The following is a 16,847-nucleotide window of genomic DNA, read 5'->3' on the forward strand; positions in this document are numbered from 1 at the left end:
GTCTCAGCGGCGCGCGGCGAGCAGGCGCCACCCGGCCAGTCCGAGCAGGGTGTCGCTGAGCTTGCCGAGCGCCGCGAGCAGGACTATCGCCAGGAGCATCACGTCGGTGCGGCCGGTGTTCTGACTGTCGATCAGCAGGAAGCCGAGCCCCATCGACGAGGCGATCAGCTCCGCGGCGACCAGGAAGAGCCACCCCTGGGCGAGACCCAGCCGCAACCCCGACAGGATGGACGGGGTTGCGGCTGGGAACAGGACAGTGCCGATCAGCCGTACGCCCGAACGCCCGTAAGCCCGCCCCACCTCGACCAGCTGCGGGTCGACATGCGCGAGCGCCGCCGACACGGTCGAATACACCGGGAAGAACGCCCCGATCGCCACCAGCACGATCTTCGGTGTCTCCCCGATCCCGAGCCACAGCAGCAGCAACGGCACCCACGCCAGTGACGGCACCGCGCGGAGCGCCTGGATGGTCGGCGACAGTGCGGCGTTCGCGGCGCGGGACAGCCCGACCAGCGCGCCGAGCGCCAGCCCACCGCCCGCCCCGAACGCGAAGCCGATCAGGACCCGCTGCGTGCTGATCGCCAGGTGGTGCCAGAGCTCCCCGCGCCCGGCCAGCTCGCCGAACGCGGCCACCACCTCGCCGGGCGGCGGCAACTGCGCCTCCGAGTAGACCCCGGAACCCGCCAGCAGCTGCCAGCTTCCCAGCAACGCCAACGGTACGACGATGCCGAGCGCGCCCCGGGGCACGCTCACGTGGTGCTCCGCGCGGTCGCGTACTTCGGTTCGAGCAGCGTGTCGAGCGCCGTCCGGGCCGACTCCTCGCTCTTGACGTTGCCGTCCGCGATCAGCACCGGGAGGATCTTCTCGAACACGGCGCGCTGGGCGTCCCCGGGGACCGGGTCGACGTCGAGGCGGGTGCGCGTGGTCAGCACGAGCTTGGCGACGGCCGGGGAGATCTTCGCGTCGCGGGCGTACAACTCGACTGCCTGATCGGGGTTGGCCTGGATCCATGTGCGGGCCCGTTCGTAGGCGTTGACCACCGCTTGGGCCAGCTCGGGATGCGCGGCGAGAAAGGACTCGCGGGCATTGAGTACGCCGTACGAGTTGAACGCCACGTTGCGGTAGATCAGTTTCGAGCCTGCATCGGTCTCGCTGTGCGCCATCAGCGGGTCCAGCCCGGCCCACGCGTCGACCTGCCCCCGTTCGAGCGCGGTCTTCCCGTCGGCGTGCTGCAGGTTCACCACCGTGACGTCGGCCGGTTTCAGCCCCGCCTCGTCGAGCGCCCGCAGCAGGAAGAAGTACGGATCCGTGCCCTTGGTCGCCGCGATCTTCCTGCCGCGCAGCCCCGCCACCGAGGTGATCGGCGAGCCCTTCGGCACGACGACGGCGGCCCACTCCGGCTGGCTGAAGACGCTGATCGTCCTGATCGGCGTACCGTTGGCCCGGGCCACCAGCGCGGCCGCGCCCGCGGTCGAGCCGACGTCCAGAGCGTCGGCTCGCAGGCCCTCATTGGCCTTGTTGCTGCCCGCGGAGAGCTGCCAGGTGACCGTCACGCCCTTGGCCGCGAGGTCGGTCTCGAGCCATTTCTGCTCGCGCAGGACCAGGCTCGCGGGGTTGTAGTAGGCGTAGTCAAGGCGCAGCGTCGTCGTCTTTGCGGCCGCCGGCTCGTCCTCACCCTGGACGCAGCCGGTCAACAGGGTGAGAGACAACGCCGCGGCCACGGCGAAACGTACGGTCCTCATGGTTGCGTCCTTCCGTGGACTGTCGGTGTTCCTACTCCGAGCTCGGCCAGCAGCTCGACACGCAGTTCGGCCAGTACCGGGTCGGCGCGGTCCCGCGGCCGGGCACCCGGAACAGCGATCACCGACCGGATGGTGGCGGCTTTGCCCGTGACGCCGAGCAGCACGACGCGATCGGCGAGGTGCAGTGCCTCGTCCACGTCATGGGTGACCAGCAGGACCGTGGTCCCGGCCGTACGCTGCACATCGACCAGCAGGTCCTGCATGCGCAGCCGGGTCAGCGCGTCGAGCGCGGCGAACGGCTCGTCGAGCAGCAGGACGCCGGGGCGCCGGGCCAGGGCGCGGGCCAGCGCTGCCCGTTGCGCCATGCCGCCGGAGAGCTGACGCGGGCGGTGCCGGGCGAAGTCGCGGAGCCCGACCACGTCGAGCCAGTGTTCGACCTCGGTGCGGGCCTGCTCGCCGGTGACCCCGCGCGGGAGCCCGAACGCGACGTTGCGGTGCAGCGTGCGCCAGGGCATCAGCCGCGGCTCCTGGAAGACGACGGCGCAGCGGGGCTCGAACCGGCGCACCGGCCGGCCGTCGACCGAAAGTGATCCCTCACCGGTCGTCTCGAGACCACCGGCCATCCGCAGCAGCGTGGACTTGCCGCACCCGGACGGGCCGAGCACCGCGATCACCTCGCCTGCGGCGACGCTGAGGTCGATACCGGTCAGCACGGGCCGGCCGCGTCCATTCACGACGAAGTCCTTGCCCACGCGCGAGAAGTCCAGACCGGCCGGTCCCGGCAACGACGACGACATGCCCGCATGTTAGCTAGTATTCCTACAGGTTTACTAGGCTTGGCCGCCGGCCCTGCCAGGCCGCCGGGTGAACCACGGGCATCGCATTGATGACTTCGCAACATTCCGGGTGTGATTTTGAGATAATTTCCGGGAAAGCGAAATCGAGCCGGCCGAGATCGATCTTCAAACGTTTGACGCCCCCTGCCGGGTGCTATACCTTTCCGATGGAAGGCACGGGGTGTGCGGACCCATCACCTCTTCTTGCTCCCGATCTTGATCATGATCAATCGCGGGCGTCCGCATACCGATCTCACCCATCGCTGTGCTGCTGCGCGCCTGCGCCATTATCGGCACCATCGTGCGCTGCGATGAATGGGGGAACCGTGCTCCGAGAAGATCGCGAGACCAGATCCATCGATGCCCGGATAGAACGGCATCTGGCCGAGCGGGTCGACGGCGAGCAGCATTGGATGGCCCGCAAGTCGCTCTACGAGACCGGCTTCGCCCTGGTGTCCTATGTGCTCCCGCAGGACGTCAAGGAACGCCTCGACGAGGAGATGGCCGCGCTCATCGACGCGCAGTCGATCCGCCGTGACATGCGATTCGCCCAGACCGGCAACAGCCCCCGCAAGATGCGCAACGTCTCCGCGGCGGACATCCACCAGCACAACGGCCCGGTCCGCGAGCTCTACGACTCCGCCGCACTGCGTGGCGCGCTCTCGGCCGTGGCCGGTGAGGACGTCCTCACCTGCCCGTACGCGCCGGAGCACTACGTGATCACGCATCTGGAACGGCCCGGCGACACCCACGGATGGCATTGGGACGACTACAGTTTCGGCGTCATCTACGTCGCCGAGGTGCCCGACGTCGAGCTCGGCGGATTTGTGCAGACGGTGCCCAACACCGTCTGGGACAAAACCAATCCCCGCGTTTTCCAGAACCTCGTCGACAATCCGATTGTTTCCTATTCGCTGCGCCCCGGCGATATGTATCTCCTGCGCACCGACACCACTTTGCACCGCGTCCACCCGGTGGAGACCGGTGGCCGCCGCACCATTGTCAACATGGCCTTCGCCGCCGCCCGTGATCTGTCCAAGGAGATCGACCACGAGACGATGGAGGAGCTGTTCCATGTCTGAGCCGCGCGAGATCAAGAAGGTCGTTCTGGCGTACTCCGGCGGGCTGGACACCTCCGTCATCCTGGCCTGGCTGAAGGAGCGGTATTCCTGCGAGGTCGTCGCGTACATCGCGGACCTGGGACAGGGCGAGGAGCTCGACCGGGCGCGTGACAAGGCGTTCACGATCGGGGCGAGCGAGGTGTACGTCGAGGACCTGCGCGAGGAGTTCGCCCGCGACTACGTGTTCCCCGTGCTGCGCGCGAACGCGGTCTACGAGGACGGATACCTGCTCGGCTCGGCGATCGGCCGGCCGCTGATCGCCGCCCGGCAGATCGAGATCGCGCGCCGGACCGGGGCCGACGCCGTCGCGCACGGCGCGACCGGCAAGGGCAACGACCAGGTGCGCTTCGAGCTCGCCTATCAGGCGCTGAACCCGGACATCACCATCGTGACGCCGTGGCGAGAGTGGGATCTGCACGCCCGCACCGAGTTGCTGGCGTTCGCCGCCGAGCACGGCATCCCCATCGACCGGACCGGTGCCGCCGAGCGTCCGTACTCCGTGGACGCCAACCTCGTGAACACGACGTACGAGGGAGAGCTGCTGGAGGATCCCGCGGTGGCCGCACCCGACGGGGTGTTCTCCCGGACCCGCGACCTGATCGATGCGGCCGACCAGCCCGAGTCCGTGCGGATCGGTTTCCGCGGCGGCGACCCGGTGTCGCTCGACGGCGAGGAGCGCTCCCCCGCCGAGCTGTTCGCGCAGCTCAACGAGATCGCGAGCCGGCACGGCGTCGGGCGCATCGACATGGTCGAGAACAGGATCCTCGGCATCAAGACCCGCGGCGTCTACGAGTCACCGGCCGCGACGGTGCTGCTCACCGCGCACCGGGCGGTGGAGGCGATGGTCCTCGACGGCGAGGTCGCCCTGCTCAAGCGCGAGCTGATGCCCCGGTACGCCAACCTGGTCTACCGCGGCCTCTGGTTCGCCCCGGAGCGGCACATGCTGCAGGCCGCCATCGATCACAGCCAGACCGACGTGACCGGCGAGGTCGAGGTGTCGCTCTACAAGGGCAACGTCACCGTCCGCAGCCGGTCCGCCGAGCGGTCCCGCTACAACCGCGGCATGGTGACGTTCGAGCAGCCGGCGCTGTTCGACCAGCACCACCCCGAGGGCTACATCCGGATGACCGGTCTGCGCCTGCGAGCCACGACCGGCGCTTCATGAGGATCGTCTTCTTCGGGTACGGCGTGCTCGGCGCGGTGGCCCTGGACGGGCTGCTCGCCGCGCACACCGTGGCCCTGGTCATCACGCACCCGGCCGACTTCAGCGGTCTCGGCGAGCCCGACGTGCAGGAGCTCGCGGAGCGGCACGGCCTGCCGGTGGTGCTGTCGGCGTTCGGCGCCGAGCCGGACCTCGCGGACCGGATCCGGGCGGCGGCACCCGACCTGGTCGTGTCCACGAACTGGCGCACCCGGCTGCCGGCGGACCTGCTGTCGCTGGCCCCGCTCGGCGCGCTGAACGTCCACGACGCGCTGCTGCCGAAGTATTCCGGGTTCGGCGCGATCAACTGGGCGATCCGCAACGGCGAGGCGGAGACCGGTGTGACGGTGCACGTCATGGAACCGGACTTCGACTCCGGCCCCGTGATGGCGCGCACGGTGGTGCCGATCGGCCCCGACGAGCTGGCCGGCGACCTGTACGACCGGGTCACCGCCGCGTACGTGCCGACGTTGAACGCGGCGATCGAGGCACGGGCCGGAGGGTCGACCGGCACGCCGCAGGACCCGTCGGCGCGGACCTTCTACCACCGGATCGGCGCCGCCGACGTGCGGATCGACTGGACGCTGCCGAGCCTGGCGGCGTACGCGCTGGTGCGGGCGCAGTCGGACCCGTACGTCAACGCGTGGACCACGTACGACGGTGACGAGGTCCACGTGAAGGCCGCCCGGATGCCGGAGTCGGCCATCTGCGGCACGCCCGGCCGGCTGATCCGGCGGACGGGTGACGGCGTGACCGTCGGCTGCGGACCCGTGGGCGCACCCGGCTCGCGGGGCCTCGTGCTGCTGACCGTTCAGCCCGCCGGGTCGGGCGAGCTACCGGCCGCCGACTACTTCAAACGGATGGGCGGATACCTGCTGTAGCACGGCGTACGACCTCGAGAGCACTTTCAGGCACAGGTAATCGGCAGGAGACCGCTTCGCGATGGCCACACCCGTCACCTCCACCACCTCGTTGACCCGCTCGTTGCGGGCCCCCGGGCTGATCGTGCACTACGTCAGCTCGGTGATCGGTGTCGGCGTACTGATCATCCCCGGGCACGCGGCGGAGGCGGCCGGCCCGCTCTCGCTGGTGGCCTGGCTGTTACTGATCGTCTACTCGTACCCGTTCGCGCTGATCTTCGCGCGGCTGTCCATGCTGTACCCGACGAGCCGGGGCATCCCGGAGTTCATCGAGCGCGCGTTCGGGCGCCGGCCCGCGCAGATCTCGTCGGTCTTCCTTGTCCTGACGCTGCTGGTGGCCAACCCGGTGCTCGGTCTCGCCGCCATCCGTTACCTCTTCACGATCTGGGACCCGGACCCGAGCAACCTGACCGTCATCGGGTACGGCTTCCTGGTCGTCCTCGCCTCGATCCTGTTCAACCTGCTCGGCATCAAGGTCAGCACGCGACTGCAGGCGACCCTGCTCACGGTGCTCGTCGCGTTCCTCGTCGTGGTCATCGCGGTGTCGTTGCCGCACGCCGAGCCCGCCAACCTGACCCCGTTCGCCCCGCACGGCTGGGGCGCGCTCGGCTCCGCGCTGATCATCTGCTTCTTCGGCTTCATCGGCTGGGAGAACGCCGCCCCGGTCGCCGAGGAGGTCGTGGACCCGCCGCGGACGTTCCCCCGGGCCATCTTCCTGGCCGTGTTCCTGGTCGGCGCGCTCTACTTCCTCATGGCCGTCACGGTCATCCTGGTCGTGCCCGCCGACGTCGCGAGCGGCGAGCAGATCACCGCGTTCACCACGCTGCTGAAGATCGCCTCGGGGCAGAGCATCGCGATCGTCGGCAACATCGTCGCCGTGGTGCTGCTCATCCTCGCGACGAACGCCTGGGTCCTCGGCACGTCCCGGGTCATCTACGCCACCGCCCGCGACGGACTGCTCCCGGCGGCGCTGACCAGGGTGTCGCGGCGCAACGGGGTGCCGTACGGCGCGCTGCTGTTCCTGATCCCCGGTTACGGCGTCTTCCTGGGCATCCTCGCGCTCACCGGGCGCGACGAGACCCTGATCATCACCGCGTCGTCGGCGGCGTTCCTGCTCATCTTCCTGGTGACGTTCCTGGCCGCCCGCAAGCTGCTGGTCGGCCGCGGGATCCGCGCCCTGAACATGACGATCATCGTGGTCACGGTCGTCATCATCCCGTTCTTCCGCGACAGCCTGCTCTACGCCGTGGCGTTCTTCCTGATCGCGTTCCTGCTCATCACCATGCGGGGCAGGACCACCACCCCCGAGGCCGAGGAACCGAGCGCGGAGGAACCGAGCACCGAGGAGGTGAGCAGCCGTGACTGAGCTGCCGAGCCCGATCAGCGCCTGACGCGCCCGGGCTCCCGGTTCAGCGCGTACGTCAGACGCTGATCGCGGCGGCGTACTGGTCGGCGACGCCGGTGAGGTCGGCCATCTCGGTCTCGATCGCGGTCAGCCCGAAGTCGACGACGTCCGCCCCCAGCTCGCGCAGCAGCCGCGCGAGGAACGCCTCGGTGGCGTCGGCCTGCGACTGGAACGTGGCGGTCACGACGGGCACGGCGACGACCCCCGCGAGGGCGTTGGCCGGCAACTGGTCCAGGAACGCCTTGAGCGCCCCGGAATACGAGCCCTGATAGGTCGGCGTCGCCACGATGAGCAGCGTCGCCCCCTGCACGTCCGCCAGCGCATGGCCCGTCCGGTCGTCCCCCGGGACGAGCAGGGCGGGCCCGAGCTCGGCGATGTCGACCAGGGCCACGGTGCAGCGCTTTCCGGGCCCGGCCAGCCGTTCCCCGACGGCCCGGGCGAGCTGCAACGTCCTCGACCCCGGACGCGGATGCCCGCAGATCACTACGACGTCCGTCATCAGCACTTCCTTCCGGTCGCCATCTCCCTTCCCCATCATGCGGCCCCATGCCCCGAATGACCATCCGTCAATTCGTCCTTACCGAAAGTCACCAATAAGCGGATGGTGCGCGGTAAAGCCATATTCCGATCACCGCAGGCCTGTGACCAGGGCAACCTTGGATAGCAGTAAACCTATGGAATCTATAGGGTTTGAGCCATGACACAGGTTCTGGCGGTGGATGAGCACGCGGCGTGGCGGCAGAGGCGGCGGCGCGCGGTCACCGCGCCCACGGGAAATCTGGCGCTGGTCGAGACCCGCTGGGATGCCGACGACCCCGAGGCCGCGCTCGCCGGGCAGCCGGCCACCGTGACGGCCACGCGGTTGAAGCGGCACAATCCGCTCACCGGTGCCGAGGAGCGCGGGATCCGGCTGTGGGACGCCGATTCGGCTGCCATCCGTGACTTCCAGGGCATCGACACGTACGCGTATGACCCGGCCTGGGTCCTCGAAGCCCGTTACACCGAGGTGCCGGACGTCCGGAAAGTGCCGTTCCAGCACGCGCAGGATGCCGGTTTCACCCGTGATCTTCCGGTTCCCGGCGACCTGCACCTCACGCTCGCGGGCCAGGACTACACGCTGAACGCCTTCGACGACGACGGCCCACTGCTGCTGGTCTTCGGCGACCCGACCAACGGCAAGGAGACGTACGGTTCCGGCCGGTTCCTCTTCGTCGATCGCGTCGCCGGCACGGATCGGGCGATCCTCGACTTCAACCGGGCGTTCGTCCCGCCGTGCGGCTTCTCGGAGCACTACAACTGCCCGATGCCGCCGCCGCAGAACCGCCTCGCGGTCCCGGTAGAGGCCGGCGAGAAGCTCGCACTGTTCAACCACTGAAACCCCTGAAAGAAGACATAACCCGTGAAAACAATGTTGCGTACGCTCGCAGCGGTCACCGCTCTCGGCCTGGCCGGGGCGCTCGCCGCGTGCGGCGGGGGTGACGACGACGCGACGCCCAAGGACAGCGCGGCGGCGGTCATCCAGGTCGGTTCGGTCTACGAGCCGCAGAACCTCGACAACACCGCCGGCGGTGGCCAGGGCGTGACCGAGGCGCTGAACGGCAACGTCTACGAGGGGCTGTTCAAGCTCACCGACACCGGCACGGTCGAGCCGCTGCTGGCCAAGGAGCAGAAGGTCAGCGATGACGGCCTGACCTACACGTTCACCCTGCGCGACGGCGTCAAGTTCCACTCCGGCAAGGCGCTGACCTCGGCGGACGTCAAGGCGAGCATCGAGCGGGTGACGGCGGAGAATTCCAAGTCGGCCCGCAAGAGCAACCTCGCGGTGATCAAGACGATCACCACGCCGGACGACGCGACCGTGGTCGTGCAGCTGTCGGCGCGGTCCATCTCGTTCGTCTACAACCTGAGCTACATCTGGGTCGTCAACGCGGCGGCGAAGGACCTCACCACGACCGCGGACGGCACCGGGCCCTACAAGCTCGGCGAGTGGAAGCGCGGTTCCACGCTGAGCCTGACCAGGTTCGACGGCTACTGGGGCACGCCCGCGAAGAACGCCGGCGTCGTCTTCCATTACTTCACCGACGCCACGGCATTGAACAACGCCCTGCTCACCAACGCCGTCGACGTGGTCACCGGCGAGCAGAGCCCGGACGCCCTCGCGCAGTTCACGAGCAACACCGCGTACAAGGTGAACAACGGCAAGGGAACCACCAAGCTGCTGCTCGCGTTCAACGACAAGGTCGCGCCGTTCGACAAGCCGGCCGTGCGCCAGGCGATCAGCGCGGCGATCGACGACAAGAAGCTGCTGACCTCGATCTGGGGCGACTACGGCACCCCGATCGGCTCGATGGTCCCGCCGACCGATCCCTGGTACGAGGACCTGACCTCGGTCAACGCGTACGACCCGGCGGTGGCCAAGCAGAAGCTCGCCGAGGCGGGGCTGCCGAACGGCTTCTCGTTCACGCTGGACACCCCGAGCTACGACCCGCACCCGACCGCGGCGACGTTCATCAAGTCGGAGCTTGCCAAGGTCGGCGTCACGGTGAACATCAACACGATCACCGCCGACGAGTGGTACACGAAGGTCTACCAGAAGCGCGACTTCCAGGCGACGATGCAGGAGCACGTCAACGATCGTGACGTGGTCTGGTACGGCGATCCCGATTTCTACTGGGGTTACAGCAACCCGCAGGTCACGGCGTGGATCAAGCAGGCCGAGGAAGCGAAGACGACCGACGAGCAGACGGCGTTGCTCAAGCAGGCCAACAAGCAGATCGCGCAGGACGCGGCGAGCGACTGGCTCTACCTCTACCCGCAGATCGTGGTCGCCTCGTCGAAGCTGTCCGGCTATCCGGTGAACGGGCTCAACGCTCAGTTCTTCGCGTACGACATCGTCAAGAACTGATGGTCCTGATCTGATGCTCTCCTACCTGCTGCGACGGACGGCGATCCTGATCGGGTCGCTCGTCCTCGCCGCGGTGGCACTGTTCGTGCTGTTGCGGCTCCTGCCGGGCGACCCGGCCAACGCTCTGCTCCCGGTGGGCGCGACCCCCGAGCAGATCGAGGCCGCCCGGCGGGAGCTGGGCACGGACGCGTCGCTCCCGGCCCAGTTCCTGAACTGGCTGCACGACGTGGTCACGCTGGACCTGGGCAAATCTTTGATCAGCACGCTGCCCGTCGGCCCGGAGATCACCGCCCGGCTCCCGGTCACCGTGCCGCTGACACTGGCCGCGTTCGTGCTGGCGGTGCTGATCGCGGTGCCGGTCGGTGTGCTCGCCGCGGCCCGCGCCGGCCGCTGGTACGGCCCGGTGCTCAACGCGGTCGCCCAGCTCGGCATCGCGGTCCCCGCGTTCTGGGTGGGACTGCTGCTCATCACGGCGTTCGCACTGCGCCTGCGGATCCTCCCGGCGGGTGGCTTCCCGCCGGACGGCTGGGCCGATCCTGGCACGGCGATCGAGTCGCTGGTCCTGCCGGTCGTGACGGTCGCGCTGGTCATGTCCGCCTCCCTGATCAGGTACGTGCGGAGCGCCACCCTGGGTGTCCTCGGCGCCGACTATCTGCGTACGGCACGCGCGCTGGGCTCCTCGCCCGCGCAGGCGTTCTGGCGGCACGGGCTGCGCAATGCCGCCGTACCCGTGATCGCGGTCCTGGCCATGGAACTTGCCACCACGTTCCTCGGCGCGGTCGTGGTGGAGAGCGTCTTCGCGCTGCCCGGCCTCGGCAGCCTGCTCGTCCGCGGGATCAGCCAGCACGACTACCCGGTGGTCCAGGGCGTCATGCTGGTCAGCACGGCCACCGTGCTCGTCGTCGGATTCCTCGGCGATCTCGCGCAGCGGCTCGTGGACCCCCGGCTTCGGCATCCGGGCGCGTCATGAGTAAACGACTGCACCTCTACATCGGGCTCGTCCTGGTGCTGATCGTTGCCGGTGCGGTGCTCGTGTCGTACCTGTGGCTGCCTTTCGCCCCGGACGACACCTCCGGCGGCCGGCTGGCTCCGCCGGGCGGTGACCACCTGCTCGGCACCGACAAACTGGGCCGTGACCTGCTCACCCAGCTGTTGATCGGCGGCCGGATCGCCCTCGGTACGGCCCTGGGCGCGGTCGCCGTCGGCGGGGTGCTCGGGCTGGGCGCGGGTCTGCTCGCCGGGTTCGCGACCCGCTGGCTCGACGACGCGGCCGCGGTGGTGCTCGACATCCTGATCGCGTTCCCCACACTGCTGCTGGCGATGCTGATCGTCGCCGGAACGGGTGCGTCGCTGGGCACCGCGATCCTCGCAATCGGGCTGGCCATGGCCGCGATCGTCGCCCGGCTCGTCCGGGTGCTGGTCAAACAGGTCCTCGGCCGCGACTACATCACCGCCGCGCGGGTCGCCGGGGTCTCCTGGCCGCGCATCGTGCTCAGCCACGTGCTGCCCAACATCGCACCCGTGCTGCTGGTCAACCTGGCGTTGCAGGCCGGGCTCGCGGTGCTGGCCGAGGCGAGCCTGTCCTACCTGGGCCTCGGCACGCCACCGCCCAACGCGTCCTGGGGACGGATGCTGTTCGAGGCCCAGGCCACCGTACTGACCTCCCCCGTCGCCGCCATAGCCCCCGGCCTCGCCCTCGTCACCCTCGTCATCGGCATGAACCTCACCGCCGACGGCCTGCGCCTGGGAGTTTCCGATGCTGACCGTTGACAGGCTCACCATCCGCAACCGGGCAGGGCGGGCGCTGGTCGAGGACGTGTCGTTCAGCGTCGGACCCGGCGACCGCGCCGGCCTGATCGGCGAGTCCGGCTCCGGCAAGTCCCTGACCGCGCTCGCCGTCATCGGACTGCTCCCGCCCGGCCTCACGGCCACCGGTGAGGTCCGGCTCGGCGACACCTCCATGATCAAGGGACAGGAAAAGCTGCGGACACGCGTACGCGGCAAGGTCGTCGCCACCGTCTTCCAGGAGCCGCTCACCGCGCTGGACCCGCTGATGCCCGCGGGCCGCCAGATCGCCGAGCCGATCCGCCGGTTCCGGAGCCTGCGTGGCACCGCGTTGCGTGACGCCGTGCACGCGGCACTCGACGAGGTCCGGCTCACCGACACCGACCGGATCGCGCGCTCCTACCCGCACGAGCTCTCCGGCGGGCAGCGTCAACGGGTCGCGATCGCGATGGCGCTCGCCTGCCGCCCGCAGCTGCTGGTCGCCGACGAGCCGACCACCGCGCTCGACGTCACCGTGCAGGCCGAGATCCTCGACCTGCTCGACCGGCTCGTCGACACGCACGGCACCGCGCTGCTGTTCATCACGCACGACCTGCCGGTGGCCGCCCGCGTCGCCCGCCACACCCACGTGCTGCGCGAGGGCCGCATCGTCGAGTCGGCACCGATCGCCGACCTGCTCGCCCGGCCCGCGCACCCGTACACCCGCACCCTCGTCGACAGCGCCCGCCGCTTCGACGCCGCCCTGGGAAGGCACCTCTCATGACCTCCCCTGCTCTCCTTTCAGCCGACCACGTCGGGTACTCCTACCGCGGTGGCTCCCCGGCCCTCACCGACGTGTCCCTCGCCGTGCACGCCGGCGACAATGTCGCCCTGGTCGGTGAGTCCGGCGCCGGCAAAACCACCCTGCTCCGGCTCCTGCTCGGACTCACCACCCCCACCACCGGCACCATTGCGTACGCGGGGAGCCCGCTCACCCGCCGGAATCTGCGCGACTACCGCCGGGCGGTCCAGGCGGTGTTCCAGGACCCGTACTCCTCGCTCGACCCCCGCCACCGCGTCGGCCGCATCGTCGCGGAACCGTTGCGCGGCCTCGGCCTCGGCACGGACCCCACCCGGGTGGCGGCAGCGCTCGACGCGGTCGGCCTCCCCGCCGACGCCACCACCCGCTACCCCCACGAATTCTCCGGCGGCCAACGACAACGCATCGCGATCGCCCGCGCCATCGTCTGCGACCCCAAGGTCCTCCTGGCCGACGAACCGGTCAGCGCCCTCGACCTGACCACCCGCGTCCGCATCGTCGACCTGCTGGCCTCCCTCTGCGCCGACCGCGACCTCACGATCCTGCTGGTCTCCCACGACCTCGGCGTGGTCGCCGAACTCTGCACCCACACCGCCGTCCTCGAACACGGCCGCATCGTCGAACAGGGCCCCACCCGCACCGTCCTGGGCGCTCCCTCCCACCCCTACACACGCCGCCTGCTCCAGAGCGTCCCCCGCCTCTGATAAGCATTCGCGATCGGCATCGATCGCCGATCAACCTTGGACAGCACCCGGCATCGCCTACTAGTTTGGTAGGTGTTGTAGGAGATTTGTAGCGCTGCCGAGAGGAACACCATGACGTCCTTCGATCCGACGATCCCGCAGACCGCAGCCCCGGACGTGGAGTTCATCAGCCTCTCGCACCTGAACCCGTCCACCGAGCTCAACCCGGTCCCGTCCCGCGGCATCGACCTGCCGTACTTCCGCAAGTACGTGCAGTCGCTCGAAGACGGCGGCTACGACTACACCCTGCTGCCCTACGGCTCGGGCAGCGCCGACTCGTTCGTCACGGCGAGCGCCGTGGGCGCGCTCACCGAGCGCATCAAGCCGATCGTCGCGCTGCGCCCCAACACCACGCTCCCGACCGTCGGCGCGCAGAAGCTCGCCACGCTCGACCAGCTGACCGAGGGCCGCGCGGTCGTCCACCTCATCTCCGGCGGCAGCGACGTCGAGCAGGCCCGCCAGGGCGACTACCTGCCGAAGAACAAGCGCTACGCCCGCACCTCGGAATACATCGACATCCTGCGCAGGTCGTGGACCGAGCCGGCCCCGTTCGACCACGACGGCGAGTTCTACAAGTTCGACGGCTTCGGCCCCGGCTTCGCCCCCTACGAATCCCCCATCCCGATCTCCATCGGCGGCCAGTCCGACGAGGCGTTCGAGATCGGCGGCGCGAAGGCCGACATCTTCAGCTTCTGGGGCGAACCCCTCGACGACCTCCGCAGCGAGATCGACCGCGTCCACGGCATCGCCCGCGCCGCCGGCCGCACCACGCTGCCCCGGATCTGGGTCACCTTCCGCCCGATCATCGCCAAGACCGACGAACTGGCCTGGCAGAAGGCCCACGAATACGTCGCGAAGGTCGCCGAGACCCACCGCAAGGCCCCCCGCCTCGGCGGCGCTGCCCCCCAGAACGTCGGCTCCCAGCGCGCCCTGAACTTCGCCGACCGCTCCGAACTCTACGACCGCGCCCTCTGGACCAAGACCGCCGCGGTAACCAACGCCGCCGGAGCCTCCACCGCCCTGGTCGGCTCCCCCGAAACAGTCGCCGCCGCCATCCTCGACTACGTCGACCGCGGCGCCTCCCTGGTCTCGATCCGCGGCTACGACACCCTCACCGACGCCATCGACTACGGCAAGTACGTCCTCCCCCTGGTCCGCCAGGAGATCGCCCACCGCAAGGCCACCGGCCAACGAGGCACCCTCCAGGCCGACCACCTCGGCAACCACGGCCCGGACTACGCCCGCTACGCCACCGCCCAGTCCTGACCCACCGCCGGGACGCTGCGGGTTGGTGCAGCGTCCCGGCCCCTCATGGCTGGTCGGCCGGCCGGATGACGATCTCGTTGACGGCGACCCGGCGGGGATTGGTGACTATGTAAGCGATCGCGGCGGCAATGTCCTCCGCATGCAGCGCCTCGACCTTGCCGAACGCGGCGGTGAAATCGGCGTCGGAGTTTGCCCTTCTGATCGAACAGCTCACTCTCGGTACGCCCCGGCTCGACAACCGAGAACCGCAGACCCCGCGTGGTGAACTCCTGCCGCCACGCCTCGGTCGCACCGGTGACGACGTCCGCCACCGAGCGCGTGCCGTCCCCCACTGGCGAGCAGGTGCGGCAGCGCTGCCCTCGTCACGTACATGAGGCCACGCAGGTTGATGTCGACCATCCGGTCCCATTCCCCGAGCAGCGCCTCCTCGGAGGGCCCGTTGAGCATCACCCCCGCGGCGTTGACGAGCGTGTCGAGACGTCCGAGCGTACGAGTCGTCGTGTCCACCGCTTCCGCAGCGGCCGCCGCGCCGGTCAGATCGGCCGGGACCACCAGGGCGGTTCCGCCGATCTCCCGGATCTGCCGCGCGGTCTGCTCGAGCCGATCGGTGCGACGGGCGGCCACAGAGACGGCGGCACCGTCCGCCGCCAACCACGCGGCCCGCATCCTGCTCACGGACTTCGACGCGCTCCCCACAGCCGACCGCAACATCGCACGCTGGCTGTTCCTGGACCCTTCGACCCGCACGCGCTACCCCCGATGGGAGCAGGTCGCCGCACCCACCGCGGCTGCCCTGCGCGCCAACCACGACCCGCGCGTGCACGACGACACCCTCGACCGCGAAGCTGCGACTGCTCCTCACGCAGAGCGCTGTCCTAGGATCCTTGAATGGGGACTCCGGCGGCAGAGGTTGAGCGGTATCTGGTCGGGTTGGAGCATCCGTTGAAGGACGGGGTGCTTCAGCTCCGGGAGGCGATCCTGGCTTCCGGCACGGCGATCACCGAGCATGTGAAGTGGAATGCGCCGAGTTTCTGTTACGACGGCGAGGACCGGGTGACGTTCCGGCTGCAGCCACGTGGGCGGCTGCAGCTGATCTTTCATCGCGGGGTGAAGGTGAGGGCGGACAGCGCGGGGTTCGTGTTCGATGATCCGACGGGGCTGATGACCTGGGCCTCGCCCGATCGCGCGGTCATCGATTTTCCCGATCTTGACGCGGTGGCCGCCCGGCGGGCGCAGGTGGTCGAGCTGGTCGAGCGCTGGGTGCTGACGCGGTGAGCCCGTGCACGGTCACCGTCTGCCGGGGCAGTTTCTGCGGCAAACCGGACCGCATCGCCGACATCCCCGGGGTACGCACCAGCAGCTGCCTCGATGCCTGTTCGCAGGCCACCGTCGTGGTGGTCCAGCCGTCGGCCGCCGGGCGTGCGGCGGGCGGCAGGCCGGTGTGGCTCGGGCTGGTCAACGACGAGTTCGTCGCCGACGACATCGCCGCCTGGGTGCGGGCCGGAGGGCCCGGGGTCGCGGAGCCGCCGGCGGTGCTCGACCTCTACGTCGTCACCCGCCCCGCGGCCTGACACCCGGGCTGGGCCTACCCTGATGGCCATGAGATTGACGCGGGTTTCGACCGGCACCGGGGCGAACGTCTCGCTGGAGTTCGCCGACGGCTCGGTGGAGGTCCGGGAGATCTCGGCGGCCCACCAGCGGGCGGCACGGATCTGCGGCGGGTCGCTGGTCGGTGCGTTCGGGCTGGCCGCCGTGGGCGCCAATGCCGGCGCGCGCGGGATTCGTGTGTTGCCCACGGTGATGTGGATCCTCGCCCTGGTCGTGCTGGTCGCCGGGGCCGGCGGGGCGGGTGCCTGGCTGCTCTGGTCGGCGGCACGCAAGCGGGGCAGCGACCGGGTGACCATCACCGCCGCCGAGGTCAGCGCCGCGAGGAGCGAGGTGAGCGACGGGGTGGTCACCGTCTCCGTGACCACGGTCGACGGGCAGAGCCGGTCCTTCAGCGCGGCGGGCCACGTGGGCTCGATGCTGGCGACGGAGTTCGGCCGGCTGGTCAGCCCGGAGGGGGTCCCCGACCCGGGCCCGGTCGAAGAAGAGCACACCGCGTTGTGATGGTGAACCCTTCCG

At 69.6% G+C, this 16,847-nt stretch carries 21 protein-coding genes; 15 read left to right on the forward strand and 6 right to left on the reverse strand.

What is annotated here, in order from left to right:
- Positions 1 to 3: 3 nt before the first annotated feature.
- Genes Ahu01nite_RS42330 through Ahu01nite_RS42340 form a run of 3 tightly spaced genes read right to left on the reverse strand, consistent with a single transcriptional unit; the run spans position 4 to position 2,539 of the window.
- Entirely contained in the window at positions 4 to 753 is a 750-nt protein-coding gene (locus tag Ahu01nite_RS42330; RefSeq protein ID WP_203842415.1) for an ABC transporter permease, read from the reverse strand.
- Positions 750 to 1,742, reverse strand: a complete 993-nt coding sequence (locus Ahu01nite_RS42335; RefSeq protein ID WP_203842416.1) for an aliphatic sulfonate ABC transporter substrate-binding protein — start codon at positions 1,740 to 1,742, stop codon at positions 750 to 752. Before Ahu01nite_RS42335 ends, Ahu01nite_RS42330 begins: the two co-directional genes overlap by 4 nt.
- Positions 1,739 to 2,539 (reverse strand): ABC transporter ATP-binding protein, encoded by an 801-nt coding sequence (locus Ahu01nite_RS42340; RefSeq protein ID WP_203842417.1) that lies wholly within the window; start codon positions 2,537 to 2,539, stop codon positions 1,739 to 1,741. Before Ahu01nite_RS42340 ends, Ahu01nite_RS42335 begins: the two co-directional genes overlap by 4 nt.
- Positions 2,540 to 2,904: 365 nt before the next feature.
- Between Ahu01nite_RS42340 and Ahu01nite_RS42345 the strand changes: the two genes are divergently transcribed.
- From Ahu01nite_RS42345 to Ahu01nite_RS42360, 4 genes are all read left to right on the forward strand, one after another.
- On the forward strand, positions 2,905 to 3,660 hold the full coding sequence (locus tag Ahu01nite_RS42345; RefSeq protein WP_203842418.1) for a HalD/BesD family halogenase: 756 nt from the start codon (positions 2,905 to 2,907) through the stop codon (positions 3,658 to 3,660).
- Positions 3,653 to 4,864, forward strand: coding sequence for an argininosuccinate synthase (locus Ahu01nite_RS42350; RefSeq protein WP_203842419.1), 1,212 nt, complete (start codon positions 3,653 to 3,655; stop codon positions 4,862 to 4,864). The genes Ahu01nite_RS42345 and Ahu01nite_RS42350 overlap by 8 nt, the downstream gene beginning before the upstream one ends.
- Positions 4,861 to 5,781, forward strand: coding sequence for a methionyl-tRNA formyltransferase (locus Ahu01nite_RS42355; RefSeq protein ID WP_203842420.1), 921 nt, complete (start codon positions 4,861 to 4,863; stop codon positions 5,779 to 5,781). The genes Ahu01nite_RS42350 and Ahu01nite_RS42355 overlap by 4 nt, the downstream gene beginning before the upstream one ends.
- A 61-nt stretch (positions 5,782 to 5,842) precedes the next feature.
- On the forward strand, positions 5,843 to 7,186 hold the full coding sequence (locus Ahu01nite_RS42360; protein WP_203842421.1) for an APC family permease: 1,344 nt from the start codon (positions 5,843 to 5,845) through the stop codon (positions 7,184 to 7,186).
- A gap of 55 nt (positions 7,187 to 7,241) precedes the next feature.
- On the opposite strand, the gene Ahu01nite_RS42365 is transcribed toward Ahu01nite_RS42360, so the two are convergent.
- Entirely contained in the window at positions 7,242 to 7,724 is a 483-nt protein-coding gene (locus Ahu01nite_RS42365) for an NADPH-dependent FMN reductase (protein ID WP_203842422.1), read from the reverse strand.
- Between the two features lie 198 nt (positions 7,725 to 7,922).
- Between Ahu01nite_RS42365 and Ahu01nite_RS42370 the strand changes: the two genes are divergently transcribed.
- From Ahu01nite_RS42370 to Ahu01nite_RS42400, 7 genes are all read left to right on the forward strand, one after another.
- A complete protein-coding gene (locus Ahu01nite_RS42370; RefSeq protein ID WP_203842423.1) occupies positions 7,923 to 8,600 on the forward strand; it encodes a DUF1684 domain-containing protein in 678 nt (225 codons plus the stop codon).
- A gap of 33 nt (positions 8,601 to 8,633) precedes the next feature.
- A complete protein-coding gene (locus Ahu01nite_RS42375; protein ID WP_203842478.1) occupies positions 8,634 to 10,130 on the forward strand; it encodes an ABC transporter substrate-binding protein in 1,497 nt (498 codons plus the stop codon).
- Positions 10,131 to 10,143: 13 nt separating this feature from the next.
- Positions 10,144 to 11,100, forward strand: coding sequence for an ABC transporter permease (locus tag Ahu01nite_RS42380; protein WP_203842424.1), 957 nt, complete (start codon positions 10,144 to 10,146; stop codon positions 11,098 to 11,100).
- Positions 11,097 to 11,900, forward strand: a complete 804-nt coding sequence (locus tag Ahu01nite_RS42385) for an ABC transporter permease (protein WP_203842425.1) — start codon at positions 11,097 to 11,099, stop codon at positions 11,898 to 11,900. Before Ahu01nite_RS42380 ends, Ahu01nite_RS42385 begins: the two co-directional genes overlap by 4 nt.
- Positions 11,887 to 12,678, forward strand: a complete 792-nt coding sequence (locus Ahu01nite_RS42390) for an ABC transporter ATP-binding protein (protein WP_203842426.1) — start codon at positions 11,887 to 11,889, stop codon at positions 12,676 to 12,678. The genes Ahu01nite_RS42385 and Ahu01nite_RS42390 overlap by 14 nt, the downstream gene beginning before the upstream one ends.
- Positions 12,675 to 13,418: an ABC transporter ATP-binding protein gene (locus Ahu01nite_RS42395; protein WP_203842427.1), complete on the forward strand. Its 744-nt coding sequence runs from the start codon at positions 12,675 to 12,677 to the stop codon at positions 13,416 to 13,418. Before Ahu01nite_RS42390 ends, Ahu01nite_RS42395 begins: the two co-directional genes overlap by 4 nt.
- A 111-nt stretch (positions 13,419 to 13,529) precedes the next feature.
- Complete coding sequence (locus tag Ahu01nite_RS42400) at positions 13,530 to 14,723, forward strand: LLM class flavin-dependent oxidoreductase (RefSeq protein ID WP_203842428.1); 1,194 nt, start codon at positions 13,530 to 13,532, stop codon at positions 14,721 to 14,723.
- Between the two features lie 43 nt (positions 14,724 to 14,766).
- On the opposite strand, the gene Ahu01nite_RS42405 is transcribed toward Ahu01nite_RS42400, so the two are convergent.
- Together Ahu01nite_RS42405 and Ahu01nite_RS42410 are read right to left on the reverse strand one after the other, a co-directional pair.
- Positions 14,767 to 14,937: a Rossmann-fold NAD(P)-binding domain-containing protein gene (locus tag Ahu01nite_RS42405; protein WP_203842429.1), complete on the reverse strand. Its 171-nt coding sequence runs from the start codon at positions 14,935 to 14,937 to the stop codon at positions 14,767 to 14,769.
- Positions 14,934 to 15,434 (reverse strand): SDR family NAD(P)-dependent oxidoreductase, encoded by a 501-nt coding sequence (locus Ahu01nite_RS42410; protein WP_275411823.1) that lies wholly within the window; start codon positions 15,432 to 15,434, stop codon positions 14,934 to 14,936. The genes Ahu01nite_RS42405 and Ahu01nite_RS42410 overlap by 4 nt, the downstream gene beginning before the upstream one ends.
- Here Ahu01nite_RS42410 and Ahu01nite_RS42415 point away from each other — a divergent pair.
- The 4 genes from Ahu01nite_RS42415 to Ahu01nite_RS42430 are packed head-to-tail and all read left to right on the forward strand — an operon-like array spanning position 15,331 to position 16,832.
- Positions 15,331 to 15,669 carry an MmyB family transcriptional regulator gene (locus tag Ahu01nite_RS42415; protein WP_203842431.1) on the forward strand — a complete coding sequence of 113 codons (339 nt, stop codon included), beginning with the start codon at positions 15,331 to 15,333 and terminating at the stop codon, positions 15,667 to 15,669. The two genes, Ahu01nite_RS42410 and Ahu01nite_RS42415, sit on opposite strands and share 104 nt — an antisense overlap.
- A complete protein-coding gene (locus tag Ahu01nite_RS42420; RefSeq protein ID WP_203842432.1) occupies positions 15,612 to 15,998 on the forward strand; it encodes a DUF1801 domain-containing protein in 387 nt (128 codons plus the stop codon). Before Ahu01nite_RS42415 ends, Ahu01nite_RS42420 begins: the two co-directional genes overlap by 58 nt.
- Positions 15,995 to 16,294: a hypothetical protein gene (locus Ahu01nite_RS42425; protein ID WP_239159585.1), complete on the forward strand. Its 300-nt coding sequence runs from the start codon at positions 15,995 to 15,997 to the stop codon at positions 16,292 to 16,294. The genes Ahu01nite_RS42420 and Ahu01nite_RS42425 overlap by 4 nt, the downstream gene beginning before the upstream one ends.
- Positions 16,295 to 16,322: 28 nt before the next feature.
- Positions 16,323 to 16,832, forward strand: a complete 510-nt coding sequence (locus tag Ahu01nite_RS42430) for a hypothetical protein (RefSeq protein ID WP_203842433.1) — start codon at positions 16,323 to 16,325, stop codon at positions 16,830 to 16,832.
- The last annotated feature ends 15 nt before the right edge of the window (positions 16,833 to 16,847 follow it).

This window comes from Winogradskya humida (genome assembly GCF_016862215.1).
Taxonomy (GTDB): domain Bacteria; phylum Actinomycetota; class Actinomycetes; order Mycobacteriales; family Micromonosporaceae; genus Actinoplanes; species Actinoplanes humidus.

Bases quoted from the DNA above. Each gene is read 5' to 3' on its own strand.
- Ahu01nite_RS42335 (WP_203842416.1), bottom strand. From the start codon at position 1,742: ATGAGGACCGTACGTTTCGCCGTGGCCGCGGCGTTGTCTCTCACCCTG.
- Ahu01nite_RS42340 (WP_203842417.1), bottom strand. From the start codon at position 2,539: ATGTCGTCGTCGTTGCCGGGACCGGCCGGTCTGGACTTCTCGCGCGTG.
- Ahu01nite_RS42350 (WP_203842419.1), top strand. From the start codon at position 3,653: ATGTCTGAGCCGCGCGAGATCAAGAAGGTCGTTCTGGCGTACTCCGGC.
- Ahu01nite_RS42355 (WP_203842420.1), top strand. From the start codon at position 4,861: ATGAGGATCGTCTTCTTCGGGTACGGCGTGCTCGGCGCGGTGGCCCTG.
- Ahu01nite_RS42360 (WP_203842421.1), top strand. From the start codon at position 5,843: ATGGCCACACCCGTCACCTCCACCACCTCGTTGACCCGCTCGTTGCGG.
- Ahu01nite_RS42365 (WP_203842422.1), bottom strand. From the start codon at position 7,724: ATGACGGACGTCGTAGTGATCTGCGGGCATCCGCGTCCGGGGTCGAGG.
- Ahu01nite_RS42370 (WP_203842423.1), top strand. From the start codon at position 7,923: ATGACACAGGTTCTGGCGGTGGATGAGCACGCGGCGTGGCGGCAGAGG.
- Ahu01nite_RS42375 (WP_203842478.1), top strand. From the start codon at position 8,634: ATGTTGCGTACGCTCGCAGCGGTCACCGCTCTCGGCCTGGCCGGGGCG.
- Ahu01nite_RS42380 (WP_203842424.1), top strand. From the start codon at position 10,144: ATGCTCTCCTACCTGCTGCGACGGACGGCGATCCTGATCGGGTCGCTC.
- Ahu01nite_RS42385 (WP_203842425.1), top strand. From the start codon at position 11,097: ATGAGTAAACGACTGCACCTCTACATCGGGCTCGTCCTGGTGCTGATC.
- Ahu01nite_RS42390 (WP_203842426.1), top strand. From the start codon at position 11,887: ATGCTGACCGTTGACAGGCTCACCATCCGCAACCGGGCAGGGCGGGCG.
- Ahu01nite_RS42395 (WP_203842427.1), top strand. From the start codon at position 12,675: ATGACCTCCCCTGCTCTCCTTTCAGCCGACCACGTCGGGTACTCCTAC.
- Ahu01nite_RS42400 (WP_203842428.1), top strand. From the start codon at position 13,530: ATGACGTCCTTCGATCCGACGATCCCGCAGACCGCAGCCCCGGACGTG.
- Ahu01nite_RS42410 (WP_275411823.1), bottom strand. From the start codon at position 15,434: ATGTTGCGGTCGGCTGTGGGGAGCGCGTCGAAGTCCGTGAGCAGGATG.
- Ahu01nite_RS42420 (WP_203842432.1), top strand. From the start codon at position 15,612: ATGGGGACTCCGGCGGCAGAGGTTGAGCGGTATCTGGTCGGGTTGGAG.
- Ahu01nite_RS42430 (WP_203842433.1), top strand. From the start codon at position 16,323: ATGAGATTGACGCGGGTTTCGACCGGCACCGGGGCGAACGTCTCGCTG.